General features: G+C 70.7%; 14 protein-coding genes. 3 read left to right on the forward strand and 11 right to left on the reverse strand.

Translation table 11 applies throughout. The features are described 5' to 3' along the window. Positions 1 to 312, reverse strand: a complete 312-nt coding sequence (locus BW996_RS09210; RefSeq protein ID WP_037477901.1) for a MocE family 2Fe-2S type ferredoxin — start codon at positions 310 to 312, stop codon at positions 1 to 3. 40 nt (positions 313 to 352) lie between these two features. Next, positions 353 to 1,369, reverse strand: a complete 1,017-nt coding sequence (locus tag BW996_RS09215; RefSeq protein ID WP_037477898.1) for a sterol desaturase family protein — start codon at positions 1,367 to 1,369, stop codon at positions 353 to 355. A 221-nt stretch (positions 1,370 to 1,590) separates the two neighbouring features. On the opposite strand from BW996_RS09215, the gene BW996_RS09220 reads away from it, so the two are divergent. Continuing rightward, on the forward strand, positions 1,591 to 2,637 hold the full coding sequence (locus BW996_RS09220; RefSeq protein ID WP_037477896.1) for a LacI family DNA-binding transcriptional regulator: 1,047 nt from the start codon (positions 1,591 to 1,593) through the stop codon (positions 2,635 to 2,637). Here BW996_RS09220 and BW996_RS09225 read toward each other — a convergent pair. From BW996_RS09225 to BW996_RS09250, 6 genes are read right to left on the reverse strand one after another with little or no spacing between them, the layout of a single operon-like run. Next, positions 2,616 to 3,704 (reverse strand): MBL fold metallo-hydrolase, encoded by a 1,089-nt coding sequence (locus BW996_RS09225; protein WP_051631482.1) that lies wholly within the window; start codon positions 3,702 to 3,704, stop codon positions 2,616 to 2,618. The genes BW996_RS09220 and BW996_RS09225 overlap by 22 nt on opposite strands. Before the next feature lie 4 nt (positions 3,705 to 3,708). Continuing rightward, positions 3,709 to 5,106, reverse strand: a complete 1,398-nt coding sequence (locus tag BW996_RS09230) for an MFS transporter (RefSeq protein WP_037477893.1) — start codon at positions 5,104 to 5,106, stop codon at positions 3,709 to 3,711. Next, on the reverse strand, positions 5,103 to 5,687 hold the full coding sequence (locus BW996_RS09235) for an NAD(P)H-binding protein (RefSeq protein ID WP_037477890.1): 585 nt from the start codon (positions 5,685 to 5,687) through the stop codon (positions 5,103 to 5,105). Before BW996_RS09235 ends, BW996_RS09230 begins: the two co-directional genes overlap by 4 nt. 13 nt (positions 5,688 to 5,700) lie before the next feature. Then, the gene (locus BW996_RS09240) at positions 5,701 to 6,162 is read right to left on the reverse strand and encodes a nuclear transport factor 2 family protein (RefSeq protein WP_037477888.1); all 462 of its coding nucleotides are present in this window, start codon (positions 6,160 to 6,162) and stop codon (positions 5,701 to 5,703) included. Between the two features lie 45 nt (positions 6,163 to 6,207). Next, positions 6,208 to 7,659: an alpha/beta hydrolase domain-containing protein gene (locus BW996_RS09245; protein ID WP_037477886.1), complete on the reverse strand. Its 1,452-nt coding sequence runs from the start codon at positions 7,657 to 7,659 to the stop codon at positions 6,208 to 6,210. Beyond that, positions 7,656 to 8,804: an iron-containing alcohol dehydrogenase gene (locus BW996_RS09250; protein ID WP_037477884.1), complete on the reverse strand. Its 1,149-nt coding sequence runs from the start codon at positions 8,802 to 8,804 to the stop codon at positions 7,656 to 7,658. The genes BW996_RS09245 and BW996_RS09250 overlap by 4 nt, the downstream gene beginning before the upstream one ends. 116 nt (positions 8,805 to 8,920) lie before the next feature. On the opposite strand from BW996_RS09250, the gene BW996_RS09255 reads away from it, so the two are divergent. Continuing rightward, a complete protein-coding gene (locus BW996_RS09255; RefSeq protein WP_175619102.1) occupies positions 8,921 to 9,892 on the forward strand; it encodes a LysR family transcriptional regulator in 972 nt (323 codons plus the stop codon). A gap of 7 nt (positions 9,893 to 9,899) precedes the next feature. On the opposite strand, the gene BW996_RS09260 is transcribed toward BW996_RS09255, so the two are convergent. The 3 genes from BW996_RS09260 to BW996_RS09270 form a co-directional block, all read right to left on the reverse strand. After that, positions 9,900 to 10,970, reverse strand: coding sequence for an RNA methyltransferase (locus BW996_RS09260; RefSeq protein ID WP_037477882.1), 1,071 nt, complete (start codon positions 10,968 to 10,970; stop codon positions 9,900 to 9,902). Positions 10,971 to 11,060: 90 nt separating this feature from the next. After that, a complete protein-coding gene (locus tag BW996_RS21275; RefSeq protein WP_139330815.1) occupies positions 11,061 to 12,881 on the reverse strand; it encodes a hypothetical protein in 1,821 nt (606 codons plus the stop codon). Positions 12,882 to 13,337: 456 nt separating this feature from the next. After that, positions 13,338 to 15,656: a TonB-dependent receptor plug domain-containing protein gene (locus BW996_RS09270; protein WP_051631481.1), complete on the reverse strand. Its 2,319-nt coding sequence runs from the start codon at positions 15,654 to 15,656 to the stop codon at positions 13,338 to 13,340. Between the two features lie 92 nt (positions 15,657 to 15,748). On the opposite strand from BW996_RS09270, the gene coaBC reads away from it, so the two are divergent. After that, complete coding sequence (gene coaBC, locus BW996_RS09275; protein ID WP_051631490.1) at positions 15,749 to 17,026, forward strand: bifunctional phosphopantothenoylcysteine decarboxylase/phosphopantothenate--cysteine ligase CoaBC; 1,278 nt, start codon at positions 15,749 to 15,751, stop codon at positions 17,024 to 17,026. The last annotated feature ends 26 nt before the right edge of the window (positions 17,027 to 17,052 follow it).

A 17,052-nucleotide genomic window follows, 5' to 3' on the forward strand; every position in this document is an offset into this window, starting at 1 on the left:
TCAGACCTCGATCTGCACCCGGCCGCCCGCCAGGCGCACCGGATGCACGCCCAGGTTGCGGCAGGCCGGCGAGCGCAGCGCCTCGCCGGTGCGGATGTCGAACTCGCCGTTGTGCTTGGGGCACTCGATGGTGTGGCCCATCACCAGGCCGTCGGCCAGGTGCACCGCCTCGTGGGTGCACAGGCCGTCGGTGCAGTGGTAGGTGTCGGCGTCGCTGCGGTAGAGGGCGAAGGTGCGGCCCGCGTGGTCGAAGCGGACCACGCCCTCGGGCTCGATGTCCTGCGCGGCGCAGGCGTCGATCCATTGCGTCATGACGATGTCTCCTGAAGAACGTGTGAAGGTGGCGGGGGAATCAGGACGCCGAGGACGAGGCGTTGACGCGCTCGCGCCGGCGGCGGAAGCGCTCCTGCATGCGCCGCTCGCCCTCGGGCGAGCCGTCGTGCCAGGAGCCGAACCAGTGGTCGAGCGGGAACACGCCGTTGTCGCAGTAGTTCACGTCGAAATGCTTGTGGTGCAGGTAATGGGCGTAGGCCGAGCTGCGGGGGGCGTGCGTGTCGCCCAGCTCGATGCGGTCGAAGCCGATGTGGCCGACGATCGCGCCATAGCCGGCCAGGTGGAAGAACAGCACCGCGATGAAGCCGTGGGTCGGCAGCGCGAGCATCCACAGCGCCACGCCGAAGTAGGCCGCGGCTTCCACCGGATGCATCGACAACGAGGACCACGGCGAGGGGTTGACCGAGTTGTGGTGGATCGCGTGCACCCAGCGGTACAGCGGGCCCCAGTGGATGGCGCGGTGGATCCCGTAGAAATGCACCTCGTGCACGATCGGTGCCAGCAGCGCCAGGCCGGCGAGGTAGAGCGGCGCCTCGGTCCAGCTCACCGTGGCCGCCTGGCCGCTGGCGCACAGCCACAGCAGCAGCGCCTCCAGCGCCGTGCCGATCGGCACCGAGATCAGGAAGCAGCGCAGCGCGTTGTCCAGATTCTGGCTGCGGAACCAGAACACGTCCGAGGGCTGCTCGGCCGGGAACTTGCCGTTGTACTTGAAGCGCCGCTCCTGGGCGCGGCGGCGGTACAGCCGCGCCTCGAAGGCGCCGAACCACAGCGCGATGCCGGCGGTGTTGGCCAGCCACAGCGGCACGATCCAGCGCCACGACAGCTCGGCCATCTGCGCCGCGTCCGGCAGCACCAGGAACCAGACCGCCAGCGCGGTGGCCAGCGCCACCAGGTTCCAGGGCCAGACATAGCCCACCAGCCAGCGCGCCACGGCGCCCGGCTGCGGCGGCCAGGACCAGATCGGCGCCAGGCCGAGCGGCTCGGTGGGGGCCCAGTCGCCTTTCTTGTTGCGGGTGCCGTGCTGCAGGTCATCCATGGGAGGGGTCTCGCTTGTCTCGGTGAGCTTGGGGTGTTCGGTCTGGACACCTTAGGCAGCCGCCCCGCAGGCCTACAACGGAGCCGCCCCGCGGATGATGCATTTCGTCTCATATCATCTCATTCAACGTATCATCCGCTGCGATGAGTTGAGACGATGCCGGCGGCGGCGAGGGCTGCGGGCCGGGCGGGATGAGACGAATGCAACGAAAGGGAAGCACGATGGCACGACCCACGATCCGGGACCTGGCCGAGCGCGCGGGCGTGTCGGTGGCCACCGTCAACCGGGTGATCGGCGGCGGCCCGGTGCGCGAGGCGACGATGCAGCGCGTGGTCGAGGCCGCGCGCGACATCGGCTTCTATGGCCTGGGCGCGCTGCAGCACCGCGTCGAGGTGGCCGCGCGCGGGCGCCAGGCGCTGGCGGTCGTCATCCAGACGGCGCACCGGGCGTTCTCGGCCCGGCTGGCGGCGGCGCTGGAGGCGGCGGCGCAGCAGGCCGCCCGCGTGCCCGGCGCGCCGGCGCTCACGCTCCAGGTGGTGCAGCTCGAAGACCTCGCGCCCGAGCGGGTCGCGGCGCTGATGCGCGAGCACGCGGCCCAGGCCGACGCGCTGGCGGTGCTGGCCGCCGAGCATCCGCGGGTCACCGGCGCCATCGACGAGATCGTCGCCGCCGGCGTGCCGGTGCTTGCGCTGGGCTCGCCGCTGTCGGCGCGCTCGCGCGTGGGCTATGTCGGGCTCGACAGCTGGAAGGTCGGGCGCACCGCCGCCTGGGCGCTCAGCCACCTGTGCCGCCGGCCCGGCCGGGTCGGGCTGCTGGTGGGTACGCACCGTTACCGCTGCCATGATCTGTATGAAAGCGGCCTGCGCTCCTTCCTGCGCGAGCATCCGGGCGAGCTGGAGCTGATCGAGCCGCTGGCGACCTTCGAGTCCGACGCCATCGCGCGCGAGCTGACCGAGACGCTGCTGCGCACCCAGCCCGAGCTGTGCGGGCTCTACGTCTCGGGCGGCGGCATCGGCGGGGTGATGGCGGCGCTGCGCGATCGCCCGCCCGAGCGCGCCCGGGCGCTGGTCACCGTCGGCCACGACCTGCTGGAGAGCACCCGCGCCGGCCTGCTCGACGGCACGCTGACCTTCCTGATCTCTCACCCCTTCGAGCGCCTGGCGCAGGAGACCCTCGCGGCGATGCAGCGCGCGCAGGCTGCCGGCGCCCCGGCCGGCGGCGAATCGGTGGCGGTACCCTTCGAGATCTATACCCGCGAGAACCTGTGAGGGGCGGCCGGGTGCGCGCCGGCGTCCACGCCGCGCCACCAGGCCTCGCCAGGCTGGATCGCGTCCAGCCCGACGCGCTCGCCCATGCGGGGCGTCGTCACCTGCACGCCCTGGGCGGCGGCGGCCTTGAGCACCCGCTCGAAGGGCTGCTGCCAGGGGTGGAAGGCCAGGTCGAAGGTGCCGTTGTGGATCGGCATCAGCCAGCGCCCGCGCAGGTCCTGGTGCGCCTGCACCGTCTGCTCGGGGAGCATGTGGATGGCGCTCCAGCGCGGGTCGTAGGCGCCGGCCTCCAGCATCGTCAGGTCGAAGGGGCCCAGGCGCTCGCCGATGGTGCGAAAGCCGTCGAAGTAGCCTGAATCGGCGCCGAAGAAGAGGCGGCGCTCGCCCGCGCGGATCGCCCAGGCGCACCACAGCCGCCGGTTGGTGTCCGTCAGCCCCCGGCCGGAGAAATGCTGCGTCGGCACCGCCGTCCACTCGACGCCGCTCACCGTCGTGCCCTGCCACCAGGCGAGCTGGTGCACCCGGTCCGCCGCGATGCCCCACGCGACCAGCAGGTCGCCGACGCCGGTGGGCGCGATGAAGTGCGCTGTCTTGCTGCGCAGCGCCATGACGCTGGCGTGGTCGAGGTGGTCGTAATGGTCGTGCGAGATCACCACCGCCTCGATCGGCGGCAGCTCGTCGATCGTGATCGGCGGCGCGTGGAAGCGTTTCGGCCCGGCCCACTGCACCGGCGAGCTGCGCGGGCTGAAGACCGGATCTGTCAGCCAGAAGCGGCCCTGCAGCTTCAGCAGCACCGTCGAGTGGCCCAGGCGCCAGACGCTGTTGTCGGGCGCGGCCTCCAGATCGGCGCGGCGCAGCGGCTGCACCGGGATCGCGCCGCGTGGTACGGTGCTGGCGGGCTTGTTGAAGAAGAAGTCCCACCACAGCCCGAGCCGGCTGGCGGGCGGCGCGCCCTCTTGGGGCGCGGCGTGGGTGGACGCCGGCACGGAGGCCGTGTCGGACGAGGGATTGCAGGCGGCCAGCGCACTGGCCAGCAGGGGACTGAGCAGGCGAATTCGGGTCTTCATGGCGTCATGAGGCAAGGGGGCGCGAGCGCGCCGTGGGACCGGGCAGGATGCAGACCAGCGCGACCAGCAGCGACAGGCCGAGCAGGCCGGCGCTCAGGTTCAGGCAGGCAGCCACGCGATGCGCCAGATCGGCGGCCGTGCTGCCGTGATGACCCGCGCTGGCGCTGTAGACCACCACCAGCAGCGCCAGACCGAGCGAGCCCCCGAGCTGGTGCGAGGCATTGACCAGGCCCGAGGCGGCGCCGGCATCCTCCGGCGCGACGCCGGACACGCCCGCCAGCGTCAGCGGACTCAGCGCCAGGCCCTGGCCCACGCCCAGCACCGCCATCGGCAGGGCCACGCCCGTCAGGTAGGCGGTGTCGATCCCGATCCGGGCCAGCCAGGCCATGCCGGCCACGCTGCACGCCAGCCCGGCGACCAGCACCCGCTCGTGCCCCCAGCGCCGCGCCAGGGCCGCGACCCCCATGGCCGCCCCCAGCTGCACCCCGGTGGCGGGCAGGAAGGCCAGGCCGGCCTGCATCGGCGTCATGCCCAGCACGCCCTGCAGGTACTGCGTCAGGTAGAACCAGAAGCCGATCACGCCGGCCAGAAAGAGCAGCCGCGCAGCATACGCGCCCGAGCGCACCCGGCTGTCGAACAGGCGCAGCGGCAGCAGCGGCTGGGGCGCCCGGGCCTCGTGCCAGAAGAAGCCCAGCAGCAGCACGCCGCCCAGGCCCAGCGCGCCTTGGCCCATGCCGCTCTGCCATCCGGTCTCGGCGGACTCGACCAGGCCGAACACCAGCAGCACCATGCCCGCGGTGGACAGCAGGGCGCCGGGCAGGTCGAGCCGGCCGGCGCGGGGCGTCTCTCGCGGCACATGGCGGGCCGTCATCCACAGCAGCCCCAGGCCGATCGGCAGATTGACGAAGAATCCCGCGCGCCAGGACAGCAGCTCCGCCAGCACCCCGCCCAGCACCATCCCCAGGCTGGCGCCCACCCCGGCGGTGGCGCCGTACCAGCCCAGCGCGCGGGTGCGCTCCGGCCCTTCGGCGAAGTGTGTCGCCAGCAGGGCCAGGGTGGCCGGCGCCAGGACGGCCGAACCCAGACCCTGCACCGCCCGCGCCGCCACCAGCATCTCCGGCGAGACGGCCAGACCGATGGCCAGCGAGGCCGCGATGAACAGGGTCAGGCCCAGCAGCATCATGCGCCGCCGGCCGAACAGGTCGCCGGCCCGCGCCCCGGCCATCAGCCCGCCCCCGAAGGCCAGGGTGTAGGCGGTGTGCACCCACGACAGCATCGCCGGGCTGAAGCCCAGGCTCTCGCGGATCCGGGGCAGCCCGGTGATGACGATCGAGATGTCGATCACGATCATCAGGTAGCTGGCCAGGATCAGGGCCAGCACCGGGCGCAGGTGCGCTCTCATGAGGTGCTCACGCCGAGGCTGCTGCGCACTTCACGTCCGGGCGTCAGCGCCAGATCCACGATCAGCCGCGACAGGCTGGCCAGCGACACGTCATGCCCCTGGAAGGGCTCGCCCTTGCGCGTGATCCGACAGGGCACCGCAGGGCCGCGGTGGAACCAGCCTGGGCGCAGCACCGTGTAGTCCAGGTCGGAGGCCTCGACCAGCGCGGCCGCATCGCGGTAGGGGTCGAGCACGCTGCGGTAGCGCTCGCCGGGAACCTCGCCGTAGATGCCCATCGAGCTGATGAAGATCAGCCGCTTCAGGCCGGTGGCCTGCATCGCCGCGATGATCGTGCGGGCCTGGCGGGGCAGGTCGCCCGCCAGGTTTGCGTAGACCACGTCATGCCCAGGCATCACCGCTTCGAGTGCGGCGCGGTCGGTCACGTCGCCTTCGACGAGGTTCACCCGCGCCGGGTCCGGGTTGGCCAGCCGCTGCGCTCGGCGCAGGAACAGCGTGAGCTGCACCTGCGGATGCTGCAGGAACACCGGGGTGGTGTGGCGCGCGAGCTGGCCGTTGGCGCCGAGGATGAGGATGCGGGTCATGGCGGCCGTGCGCTCACTTCGGTTCGACGAACGCGCTCTGGTCGCGCCAGGAAAAGCGCGCCAGGCGCTGGGCGATCAGCCACTGCCCATCGCGGCGCACGTACTGGTCCTTGTAGATCACGCCGTTGATCGTCTTGACTGGCTGGCCCTGGGCCTGGCCGGCGGTGAGCACCACCAGGCAGTAGTGGTCGGCCGTGGCCTGGTCGCCGTCGATGTTCACCGTCATCTGGCCGTTCAGGTGGTAGACGGTCTCGAAGTTCGCGAGGAAGCCGGAGAACACCTGGGCGATCTGCTCGCGGCCCGTCATCTGGGCGAACAGCGTGTCGCCGAAGTAGGTGGTGACGGTGGCGTCCTCGGTGAACAGCAGCATCTGGGCCGCGACGTTCTTGTCATCGGCCAGGTTGGAGAAGGTGTCGACCAGGTGCTTGAGCGCGGACTGGTCTTCCAGGCGTTGGAGGCGTTGTTCGAGGTTCATGTCGGTGTCCAGGAAAAGGGGCGTGTCGGGTGGAAAGGGCGGGGTTCAGCTCGGGCAGGCAAAGGTCTGAGTCCGGGCGTCGTCGAGGGTCTTCCGGGCCTCTTCGGGCAGCAGCACGCCGTCGAGCACGTTGGCGCGCACGATGGCTTGCACCCGGCTCACGTAGTTCGCGTGGCTGCCGTAGCGCTGGCACAGCTGGGCCGGCGAGAGGTCCACGTGGTAGCCGGAGGGGCCGCAGAACCACGGTCCGCTGCCGATGCCGGCGTTGGTGGCGATCGGCGCGTCCTGGGCGGCGGTGCGAATGCCGCCGAGCACCTGGCCGCTGGCGTCGCGCACATAGCGCTGCTGCTCGTCGACCACGAAGCGCGGCGTGCGGGTGGGCGCGGGGCCGCCGGCGATCCAGCCGTCCAGCGACTTCAGGGCCGCCTTGAGCACGTCGCCATTGGGCACGCGGCTGTAGATCGTGTCGGGGCTGCACGGGCCTTTGCTGCGGGTGAGGGCCGTGAGGCTCAGGGCCTGGCCTTGCGTGTCGCGGAAGGTGCCGTCGCGCTGCAGCATCGGATCGACATAGCCGGCGATCTCGTCGAGCGAGAAGTGCGAGGCACCGTTGATCTCCCACCAGCGCTGGTGGTCGGTGTCGGGCTGCGGCGCGTAGCCCATCAGCGCGGTGAAGATTTCGGTGCCCACTGCAATCGTCTTGGCGGGCACATCGGTGCGCAGTGGGCCGCTGCGGTCGTAGAGCAGGAAGCCGTCGTACACGCCGTGCAGCGGCTGGATGCTGTTGTAGTAGGTCGAGACCTTCAGCGTGGACTGTGATTCGGCTGCGGCGATCAGGCGCCGGGCCTGGAGGCCGCCGAGCAGGCCGTTCGACGCGGTGCGGGCCAGCTGTCCCACCTGCGAGAAGATGTCCCAGGCCAGCACATCACCGCCCACCGCCATGATCTGCGGGTCGGGCGGATCGATGTCGCGGCCGGTGGCCGGATCGGTGTTCGGTGCCGAAACCGCCAGCGCGGCGTAGCGCTGCGGGTTCCAGCGCTGGAGCGCCGCCACGCCGTTGCGCTGCACGCTCACGCCCACCCAGGCGTAGCCCTCGCGCACCAGCAGCTCGCGGGTGGCGCCGAACACGAAGTCGATGTCCTGGTCCAGCGACACGTTCAGCCACTCGACGATGACCGTGCCGTTGAAGCGTGCGGCATCGGCCGGGCGACGCACCAGCACGCGGGTGGCGTAGGGGTGGCCGGTGTCGATCGGCTGCGCGTCCTGCATCGGATGAACGATCCGGTAGCGGCCGGCCGTGCCACGCACGATCATCTCGTCTTCGCGGTAGCCGAGGTCGCGCAGCGGCATCACCGTGGCGCTCATCGGCGAGCCGATGGCCGGGCTCGACTGCACCGAGGGCAGCAGCACAGGCCCCGTGGCCGCCGACGCCGCAGCCAGCGCCGCGCCGCTCGTGCCGATCAGCATCAGACCGGCCAGGGTGGCGGCGAGCCGCTTCACAGTGCGCCCTCCAGGAGGGTGGCCAGCACGGCGCGAGGATAGGTCTCGGCCAGGCCGAACCAGCGCGCGTTGCCTTCCAGGTTGTCGAGCAGCGCGGGCAGGTCCGCGGCGGTGATGCCCAGCTGCGACAGCCGGGTGGGCGTGCCGATGCGGTCGAACCAGGCCTCCAGCGCGGCGATGCCTTGCTCGGGGGTGTCCTTGCCGAAGATCTGGCGCGCGAAGCGGGTGAACTGCGCCGGGTTGCGGCCGTGGTACCACTTCATCCAGGCCGGCATCACCACCGACAGGCCCGCGCCGTGCGGCACGTTGAACAGCGCCGACAGCGCGTGCTCGATCATGTGGTTGGGGTAGCTGAAGCCGGCGGTGCCCGCGTAGGTCAGGCCGTTGAGCGCCTGCGTCGAGGCCCAGGCGAACTGCGCGCGCGCGTCCAGGTCGGCGGGATGCTCCAGCAGCGTCTCGGTGGTCTCGATGACGGTCTGGATCACCGCCTCGACCAGGCGCGACTGGAAGGCCGGCTGCACGGTGGCGGTGAAGTAGCCCTCGATCGAGTGGGCGATGATGTCCGCGGCCGAATAGACCAGGTAGTCGCGGCTGACGGTCTGCATCAGCGCCGGGTTGACGACCGAGACGCGCGGGAACAGGTGCGGTGACTGGATGGCGAACTTCTCCTTCGTCACCTCGTTGGTGACGACCGCGCCGCTGTTCATCTCGCTGCCGGTGGCCGCCAGCGTGAGCACCGCGAAGACCGGCAGGGCCGACTGCACCGGCGCCTGGCCGGTGAACAGGTCCCAGACCTCGCCGTCATGGCGGGCCGCGGCGGCGATGGCCTTGGCGCTGTCGAGCACCGAGCCGCCGCCCACCGCCAGCACCGCGCCGACCTGATGCGCCCGCGCCAGCGCCACGCCCTCGCGCACCTTCGAGAGGACGGGGTTGCTGACGATGCCGCCGCACTCGACGAAGGGGATGTCGTGCTCGGCCAGGCTCTGGCGCACGGTGTCGAACAGGCCGTCGCGCTTGATGCGCTCGCTGCCGAAGCACAGCAGCACCGAGCGCACGCCGTGCTCGGCCAGATGCAGGCCGATCTGGCGCTCCTTGTCGGCGCCGAACTCGATGCGGGTGGGGTTGTGGAAGGTGAAGCTGTTCATGTCCGGTCTGGGGTCGTCGTGTGATGGACCGGACTGTAGGTCGCTGATACTTGCTGGAATAGACGGCAATCCTTTGAATGATTTACAACTGATGGTTGTGAAAAAGAGGAGATCTCATGCCGATCAACGAGTTGCGCGCCATCACCACCTTCGTCCGCACCGTCGAGCTGGGCAGCCTGAGCCAGGCCGCCGCGGCGCAGCAGATCACGCCCCAGGCCGCCAGCAAGGCGCTGACGCAGCTGGAGCAGCATCTGGGCGTGCGGCTGTTCCACCGCACCACCCGGCGCATGGCGCTGACCGAGGAGGGGCGGCGTTTTCTCGATTCGGTGCAGCCGGCACTGGCCGGGCTGCAGCAGGCGCTGCAGGGGGTGCGGCAATCGCGGCAGGCGATGGGTGGCCCCTTGCGCATCGTCGGGCCGCGCACGGTGCTGCCCCTGGTGCTGGGGCCGCTGCTCGACGAGTACTGTCGGCTCTATCCCGAAGTGGAGCCGGACGTGCAGCTCGACGACCGCATCGGTCACTGGGTGGATGACCGGGTGGATGTGGGCTTTCGCCTCGGCAATTCACCCGAGGAGGGCGTGATCGCGCGGCGACTCTTCCCGATGCAGCTGCTGGTGTGCGCCGCGCCGACCTATCTGCGCCGCCATGGCGTGCCGCGCAGCCTGGCCGATCTGGCGTCGCACCGCTGCAGCGCCTTTCGGCGCCTCTCCGACGGCGGTGTCGTGCCTTGGCGGGTGCAGGTCGGTGACAGCACGCAGGACCTGCCCGTGCGCCCGGCCTTCTGCACCAACGACGAGGCCTTCGAGCTGCGTGCGGTGCTGGCGGGCGATGTGCTGGCGCAGCTGGCCATGCCGACTGCGGCGCCTCACATCCGGGCCGGTCGCCTGGTGCCGCTGCTGGTCGAGCACCTGTGCGACACCTTCAGCATGCATCTCTACTACGGCAGCCGGGTGGCGCAGCCGGCGCGGGTGCGCTGCTTCATCGACCTGGCCGTGGAGCGGCTGACCGACAGCCCCGCGCTGGTGCTGGACGCCGAGACGCTGATGACCGCACACGAGCGCGGCCTGGCTGCGCTGGCCGGGCGCTGAGCAGCGCTCAGTCCGCCGCCGGCTGCACCTCGATCACCCGGCGCGCGGGGCGCTGCGGCCGCTCGGCGCGGGCGCGCAGCTGGCCGCAGCCGGCGTCCACGTCCTGGCCGGCGGAGCGGCGCAGGCGGGTGAGCACGCCGCGCTGGTTGAGCCAGCGCGCCATCTCGGCGGCGCGCTCCCAGCTCGGGCGGCGGAAGCCGCTGCCTTCGACGCTGTTGAACGGGATCAGGTTCATCATCGCGTACTTGCCCGTCAGCAGCGCGGCGATGCCTTCGAGCTCGTCGTCGCCGTCGTTGACGCCTTCGAGCAGCGTCCACTGGTACTGGATCGGGTACTGGGTGGCCTGCGCGTAGTCCTCGGCCAGGCGCACCAGCTCGGCCGGGGCCAGGGCAGGCGCGCGCGGCAGCAGGTCGGCGCGCAGCTCGGGCCGGGTGGTGTGCAGCGACAGCGCCAGCGCCGGCTTCACGCGCCCCTGCGGCAGGCGCTCGAACACCCGCAGGTCGCCGACGGTGGAGAACACCAGCTCCTTGTGGCCGATGTTGCCGGCGGTGCCGAGCAGCTCGATGGCGTCCATCACCTCGTCGAGGTTGTGCGCGGGCTCGCCCATGCCCATGAAGACCACGCGGCGCACGCCCTTCAGGCCGGGGCGCTGCTGCCGCGCCAGCGCCACCTGCGCGACGATCTCGGCGCTGCCGAGCTGGCGCACCAGGCCGCCCTGGCCGGTCATGCAGAAGCGGCAGCCCACCGCGCAGCCCACCTGGGTGGACACGCACACGCCCCCGCCCTTGGGGCCCATCGGCAGCAGCACGCTCTCGACCATCTGCCCGTCGCCCAGCCGCACCAGCAGCCGCGCCGAGCCGTCCTCGCCGGGGTGGCTGGCGTGCAGCCGCGCCAGCCCGGCCAGCTCCTCGCGCAGCGCGGGCAGCGCCTCGAGCAGTGCCTTGGGATAGAAATGCTCGGGCGCATGGGCGCCACGGTCATGCGCGTGGGCCTGCGCCCAGTGGCGCAGCACGCGCTGCACATGGGTCGGTCCGGCGCCCAGGGCGTGCAGTCGGGAGGTGAGGTCGGGGAGGCGCATGAGCGTGATTGTCGATGATGCTGGGCCGCCGTCGGACCGGCCCGTCACACCGACATCAAGGACTGGCCTCAGAGGCCCGCCTCGCAGGCTTCACTTGAAATAGAAGCCGAACAGGTTCTGAGGCGTCGCCGAGTCACCGTTCGGTGCGGCGGCCGAGGGCATCTGGGTATAAGGCGTGCGGACCACCATCACGCCCAGGCCTTGCACCGACAACGCCATGCTTCCGCCGAAGTTGTAACCTCCCCGCGGATCCTTGGCGACCCCAAGGAGATAATCTGCCGACACAGGCGTTGAACCCGGGATGGCCTTGATCATGCGATTGGCGGCCACGTCATAGGAACGCCACAGACTGGAGTCGGAATTCATCGCCATGTAGTTGCCGTTGCGGTCCATCGCCCACAGGCCAGAAAACTCCGACGAACTGTTCAGGCCGCAATCGGCGGGCAGATCGACCCGCGGCAGCCACTGGCCCGAACGGCGACTGGCGAGCGTGCAGCCACTGAACAGCAGCACGTCCCCGCTGGTGCCATCCGGCACACGCAGCGCCCAGTTGCTGGACAGCGCCGCGCCCAGATCTGCCGAGACATCCCGGGCGACCGCCCAGGTGCCCGAATCAGGGGACCAGACCGACAGCAGTGTGGCCCGGGTGGTCGTGGCGGTCGTCTGCTGGAAAGCGGCCGCGACGGTGCCGTCCAGACCCACGGTGATCCCATGCAGCGTTGCGCTTGAGGATCGGTCTTCCAGGGCCTCGGCCACGGGTGTGACGCCGAAACCTGCTGCGACCGTGCCGCGATAGGCCACAAGGTCGAGCGTGTTGCTTGTGTTGGTCTGCTCGCCGACCAGCGTGATGCGCCCCGCCTTGTCCATGCCCATCTGCACCTGCTGACCGAGTTCGCGCACCGTGCCGATCGGCCACCCGGTGAAGGACTGCACCCGGTAGCCGGCTTCGCTGGCCTTGCGCATGGCGACGGCCACATGGCCGGTGTTGACCGCTTCTTGCTGCCCGTCGAACAGAATGGCCACGTCGCCGCTGTCATTGATGACCGGAATCGCGTCACGAGCCGCATTCTTCGACTGCAGGATCGCCACGGGCGCTTCCCACGCTGTGTGGCTCGACAGGCGACGGGACACGTTCAGGATGTACATCGAGAGACAGCCCTCGCTCGCCGTGCAGTCACGGGAACTAGCCCAGAGGACGACTGCCTGCCCATTCGGTGACACGGCCAGGGCCGGCAACTGGATGCCGGTCAGACGCGTGGACGCCACTGTCTTCGCTGCACTGTCGATGGCCACTGGGGCAGTCCAGACCGGCGCACTTCCTGCCGGGCCGGCGACACCGTCCACGACCTGCAGCGACTCGCCACCCGAGCCGTCCTCTTGAAGGAAGGCGAGCACCGCCGCGCCGGTATCCGACAGACCGACCCGGTAACGGCTGTACAGCACACCGCCAATCACATCGCCGACACTCGACTCCAGCAACTGACCTGGTTGCCAGGTTCGTCCGGCCAGAACGCTGGTCGCACTGGCTGCGCAGGTGACGCGCACGGAGGCCACTGCCTCAGAGGTGACGGTGCCGCTGCCCCCTGCAACTGTGCAGGTCTGGCCGGTGGGCTGCGTGCCCACCGTCACTGCATAAGGGGAACCGCTGGCCAGCCGGGTCGGGAAGCTGAAGGAGCCGCTGGTCGTGAGCGACAGCGTATCGCCACCGTTGTTTTTCAGCGTGAGACTGCCTGACAGGCCCGATACGGTGCCGCCAATCGCATACGTGGCGATTCCAGGGTCAGGGTTGGTGGAGTCACTGCCGCTGTCATCACCGCCACCGCAGGCGACCAATATTCCGGCAGATCCGGCCAAAAGAATCGTGGTCCACGAACGGAAAGCAGGATTCTTGTCATTGTGGATACTGGGCATTCTTCACTCCCTCAAAATGATTGAGCCTGAATCTTGGGCAGGGTCGTTTCTGACTCGGAATGGTCAGTTCATTGGCTCGGCTGAAAGGCCTGCCGAGCTTTTGAATGCGTTCTTTATTCGCAAATAATAATTGCGCACAGCGGGTGTGCCAATGTGCCGGCGGGCGCACCATGAAACCGATGTGCACTATCTTGGTGCGTTTGTGTGCGTTTTGACGGTTTGCGAGTTACATCGTCAGCGATAATTCTTGAAATTTAAATTCTGTGCGCATGAGGCGTTTTGTCATTGATGCGCATGGTGTTGCTTGAGTGAATATTCCCGCAGCCAAGACAAGGCTGGTAACAATCCGGCTTGGGGCGGCACGAAAGATTTCACCGCGCAGACCGTTGCGCACCGCGGAAGTCGCGCATTCTTGCAAGCGACCTGAGTGCGGCCTGCCGCCCTCGGCTGCGCTGCTTACAACTTCATCTCCAGCCTCACCGCCCACGCCGTGCTGCTGCGCCCCCAGGTGGTGGCCGTCTGGCGGGTGGTGGCGCCGTCCACGGTGGTGGTCGAGACGCTGTCGCGGGCGGCGAGGTTGCTGGCGGAGACGCGCAGCTTCAGGTCCGGCGCGAAGGTCCACAGCGCGTAGGCGTCGATGACCTGGCGGGTGTCGACGGTGGCGCGGCGGCTGGCGTCGAGCTGCACCGCGTAGCCGGGCGTGAAGCTCACGCTCGCGCCCAGCGTCAGCGGCGTGCCGCGCACCCGCCAGTCGGCGCCGGCGCCGGCGCTCCAGCCGGGCTGGTTGTCGAGGCGGTTGTCCGGGCCGGAGAGCGATTCCACCCGCGAGCGGTAGACGCTGAGGTTGGCGCGCAGGTCGACGGCGGGCAGCGGCGCGGCGCCTTCAGCGGGAGGGGCGATCAGCGCGGCCAGCTCGGCGGCGCGGGCCTTGGCCTCCAGCTCCAGCCCGCGCGAGCGCGCGCGGCCGATGTTCTGCGGCCGCGAGACCCAGCGCAGCGCCGCGTCGCCGGTGTTCTCCAGCGCGACCTGGTTGCGGATCAGGTCGTCGATTCGGCGCTCGAAGACGCCGACGCTGAACACGCCGCCCTGCGCCAGATGCTGCTCCCAGGCCAGGTCCAGGCCGGTGGCCAGCTCCGGGCGCAGGTCGGGGTTGCCGCCGCGGTCGGGGTTGATCTCCAGATTGCTGCCATTGGCGCGGGTGCTGCGGGCGATCATCTGCGCCAGCGTCGGCGCCTTGTAGCTGCGCGTCAGGCCGGCGCGGATCAGGCTGCGGCCGCCTTCCTCCAGCCGGTAGACCGCGTGCAGCATCGGCGCGGTGACCCGGCTGCGGTTGACCGCCTCGGCCTGGCCGGCGATGCCGGTGCTGCCGCGGGTGTCGATGCGCTCATGGCGCAGTCCCGCCTGGATGGACCACTGCGGCGTGGGCGTCCATTCGTCCTGGATCCACAGCGAGGCCCGGCGGCTGCGCGACTGCAGCGTGTCGCCGAAGTCGCCGTCGAGCACGCGGGTGCTGCCGTCGGCCTCGGTCTGCAGCGTGCTGCGGCTCTCGTCGCGGCGGCCGCTCTCCAGCTCCCAGCCCAGCGCGAGCAGATGGCGGCCCTCCACCAGCGGCCGGCTGGCCTTGCCGCCGGTGCTCAGCCAGCGGTCGCGGCCGTCGCGCTCCTCGTCGATGCGGCGCAGCGGGCTGCCGGCGGCATCGGCCTCGGTGCGCCGGCTGCTGCCGTCCGAGCGCGAGCCGGTGGCGCCGGCGCGCAGCTCCAGCCGCAGGCCGCCCTCCAGCCGGGTCTGCCACTGCGCGTTGAGTCGCGCCAGCGAGAAGCCGCTCTCGCCGGAGGTGTCCGCCTGCGCGTAGTCGGCGCTGCCGGCGCGGGTGAGCAGCGTGCGGCGGCCCGCGCTGACATTCTCCGAGCGCAGCAGGAAGGGCATCAGCGCGAAGCTCTCGCCCGCGCCCAGCCGCCACTGCACCCGTCCGCCGGCATGCACCGAGCGGCGCAGCGAGCGGCTCTCGTCCACCCGGTCCTGGTCCAGCGCGAGCTGGCCGTCGGCCTGCGTGGTCTCGACGGTGCGCAGCAGGCTGCCGTCATCGCTGCGGCTCTCGCGCAGATGCACCGAGAGGTTGTAGGACAAATCCTCGATCTGTTCGGCGCGGGTCCAGCTCAGGCCCGGCTGCCAGCGGCCGTCGTCGCGGCCCAGGCTCAGGTGCAGATCGTTCAGGCGCTGGCGCACGTCCTCGCGCAGCACGATGTCGATGGTGCCGGCCACCGCCTGCGCGCCGGTCTCGGCGGTCGGGCCGCGGGTGATCTCGATGCGCTCGACCTGGCCCGGGGTGAGCGCGTCCAGGCTCATGCCCATCGGCAGGCGCTCGCCGTTGATCAGGATCTGGGTGTAGCCGCCGCCCAGGCCGCGCAGGCGCGGATTGCCGCCGCGCCCCGGGCGGCCGTCGAGCGTCACGCCGGGCTGGCGCTTGAGCACCTCGGTGACGGTGGCGTCGCCCTGGCGCTCCAGCTCCTCGCGGCCGATGACGGTCTTGGCGGCGGTGGCCTGGCGGCGCTCGTGGCTCTCGTCGGGCCGGCTGGCGCGGATCTCGACCCGCTCCAGCGTGGCCTGCGGGGGCTGCGCCGGCACGGTCGGCACGCTCTCCTGCGCCTGAACCTGCGCGGCGGCCAGCGCGGCGACCGAGGCCAGCGGCAGCAGCAGGCGTGCGCCCCGCTGGCCTGGGGTGTTCGTTCGAGCGATCGTTCGAGCGTTCCTTGGGGCCTTCTTGGGAGTGTTCATACGTGGAGGGGTAGTTTTTTCGGACACGGCGTTCATTGTCTGCCGCGTTGCTCACCCGTATAGACTCGCGGCCCATGACCGAATCCACGCTCATGACCTCCGCCCCGTCCGCCCCGGGCCCCCGGGCCGATCTTGCCGGCCGCCGCATCGTGCTCGGCCTGAGCGGCGGCGTCGCCTGCTACAAGAGCGCCGAGCTGGTGCGCCTGCTGGTCAAGGCCGGCGCCGAGGTGCGGGTCGCGATGACCGCCGGCGCGCTGCATTTCATGACCGCCGAGACGATGCAGGCGCTCTCCGGCCACCCGGTCGCGCAGGACACCTGGGACGCGCGCGAGCCCAACGGCATGCCGCACATCAACCTGACCCGCGGCGCCGACGCGGTGCTGGTCGCGCCCGCCAGCGCCGACTTCATCGCCCGCCTGGCCCAGGGCCGTGCCGACGACCTGCTCAGCCTGACCTGCCTGGCGCGCCCGCTGGCCAGCGGCGCGGCCGACGCCCGCCCGGTGCCGCTGATCGTCGCGCCGGCGATGAACCGCGAGATGTGGGCCCACCCGGCCACGCAGCGCAACCTGCGCCAGATCGCCGCCGACGGCGCGCAGGTGCTCGGCGTCGACGCCGGCGCCCAGGCCTGCGGCGAGATCGGCGACGGCCGCATGATCGAGCCCGAGGCCGTTGTCGAGGAGCTGGTGGCGGCGCTCTCGCCCAAGCCCCTGGCCGGGCGGCGCCTGCTGATCACCGCCGGCCCGACCTTCGAGGCCATCGACCCGGTGCGCGGCATCACCAATTTGTCCAGCGGCAAGATGGGCTTTGCGATCGCGCGGGCTGCCCGCGAGGCCGGCGCCGAGGTCACGCTGGTGGCCGGCCCGGTGCACCTGCCCACGCCGCGCGGCGTGACCCGCGTCGACGTGCGCTCGGCGCAGCAGATGCTCGACGCGGTGATGCCGCGCGCGCCGCTGCACGATCTTTTCATCGCCACCGCCGCGGTGGCCGACTGGCGCCCGGCCTCGCTGTCGGAGCACAAGATCAAGAAGGATGGCAAGAAGGTCGCCCCGAGCTTCGAGCTGGCCGAGAACCCCGACATCCTGGCCACGGTGGCGCGCCTGCCCGAAGCGCAGCGCCCGTTCTGCGTCGGCTTTGCCGCCGAGAGCGAGAAGCTCGAGCACCACGCGCGCGAGAAGCTTCAGAGAAAGAACATTCCGCTGATCGTCGGCAACCTGGGCCCGGCGACCTTCGGCCGCGACGACAACACGCTGCTGCTGGTCGATGCCCGGCACAGCCGCCCGCTGCCCGAGGATGGCCACCCCTGCGACAAGCAGACGCTGGCGCGCGCGCTGGTGGCCGAAATCGCGCGGCGGCTGCATTCCGGGGCGTGATGTATCCGCGACGCAGTGAAAAATAA

The sequence above is a fragment of the Sphaerotilus natans genome, assembly GCF_900156335.1.
GTDB classification, from domain to species: Bacteria; Pseudomonadota; Gammaproteobacteria; order Burkholderiales; family Burkholderiaceae_C; genus Sphaerotilus; species Sphaerotilus natans.

Coding starts and splice junctions, on each gene's coding strand:
- BW996_RS09250 (WP_037477884.1), bottom strand. CDS start 8,804: ATGAACAGCTTCACCTTCCACAACCCCACCCGCATCGAGTTCGGCGCC.
- BW996_RS09215 (WP_037477898.1), bottom strand. CDS start 1,369: ATGGATGACCTGCAGCACGGCACCCGCAACAAGAAAGGCGACTGGGCC.
- BW996_RS09235 (WP_037477890.1), bottom strand. CDS start 5,687: ATGACCCGCATCCTCATCCTCGGCGCCAACGGCCAGCTCGCGCGCCAC.
- BW996_RS09230 (WP_037477893.1), bottom strand. CDS start 5,106: ATGAGAGCGCACCTGCGCCCGGTGCTGGCCCTGATCCTGGCCAGCTAC.
- BW996_RS09240 (WP_037477888.1), bottom strand. CDS start 6,162: ATGAACCTCGAACAACGCCTCCAACGCCTGGAAGACCAGTCCGCGCTC.
- BW996_RS09210 (WP_037477901.1), bottom strand. CDS start 312: ATGACGCAATGGATCGACGCCTGCGCCGCGCAGGACATCGAGCCCGAG.
- BW996_RS09260 (WP_037477882.1), bottom strand. CDS start 10,970: ATGCGCCTCCCCGACCTCACCTCCCGACTGCACGCCCTGGGCGCCGGA.
- BW996_RS09255 (WP_175619102.1), top strand. CDS start 8,921: ATGCCGATCAACGAGTTGCGCGCCATCACCACCTTCGTCCGCACCGTC.
- BW996_RS09220 (WP_037477896.1), top strand. CDS start 1,591: ATGGCACGACCCACGATCCGGGACCTGGCCGAGCGCGCGGGCGTGTCG.
- BW996_RS09270 (WP_051631481.1), bottom strand. CDS start 15,656: ATGAACACTCCCAAGAAGGCCCCAAGGAACGCTCGAACGATCGCTCGA.
- coaBC (WP_051631490.1), top strand. CDS start 15,749: ATGACCTCCGCCCCGTCCGCCCCGGGCCCCCGGGCCGATCTTGCCGGC.
- BW996_RS21275 (WP_139330815.1), bottom strand. CDS start 12,881: ATGCCCAGTATCCACAATGACAAGAATCCTGCTTTCCGTTCGTGGACC.
- BW996_RS09225 (WP_051631482.1), bottom strand. CDS start 3,704: ATGAAGACCCGAATTCGCCTGCTCAGTCCCCTGCTGGCCAGTGCGCTG.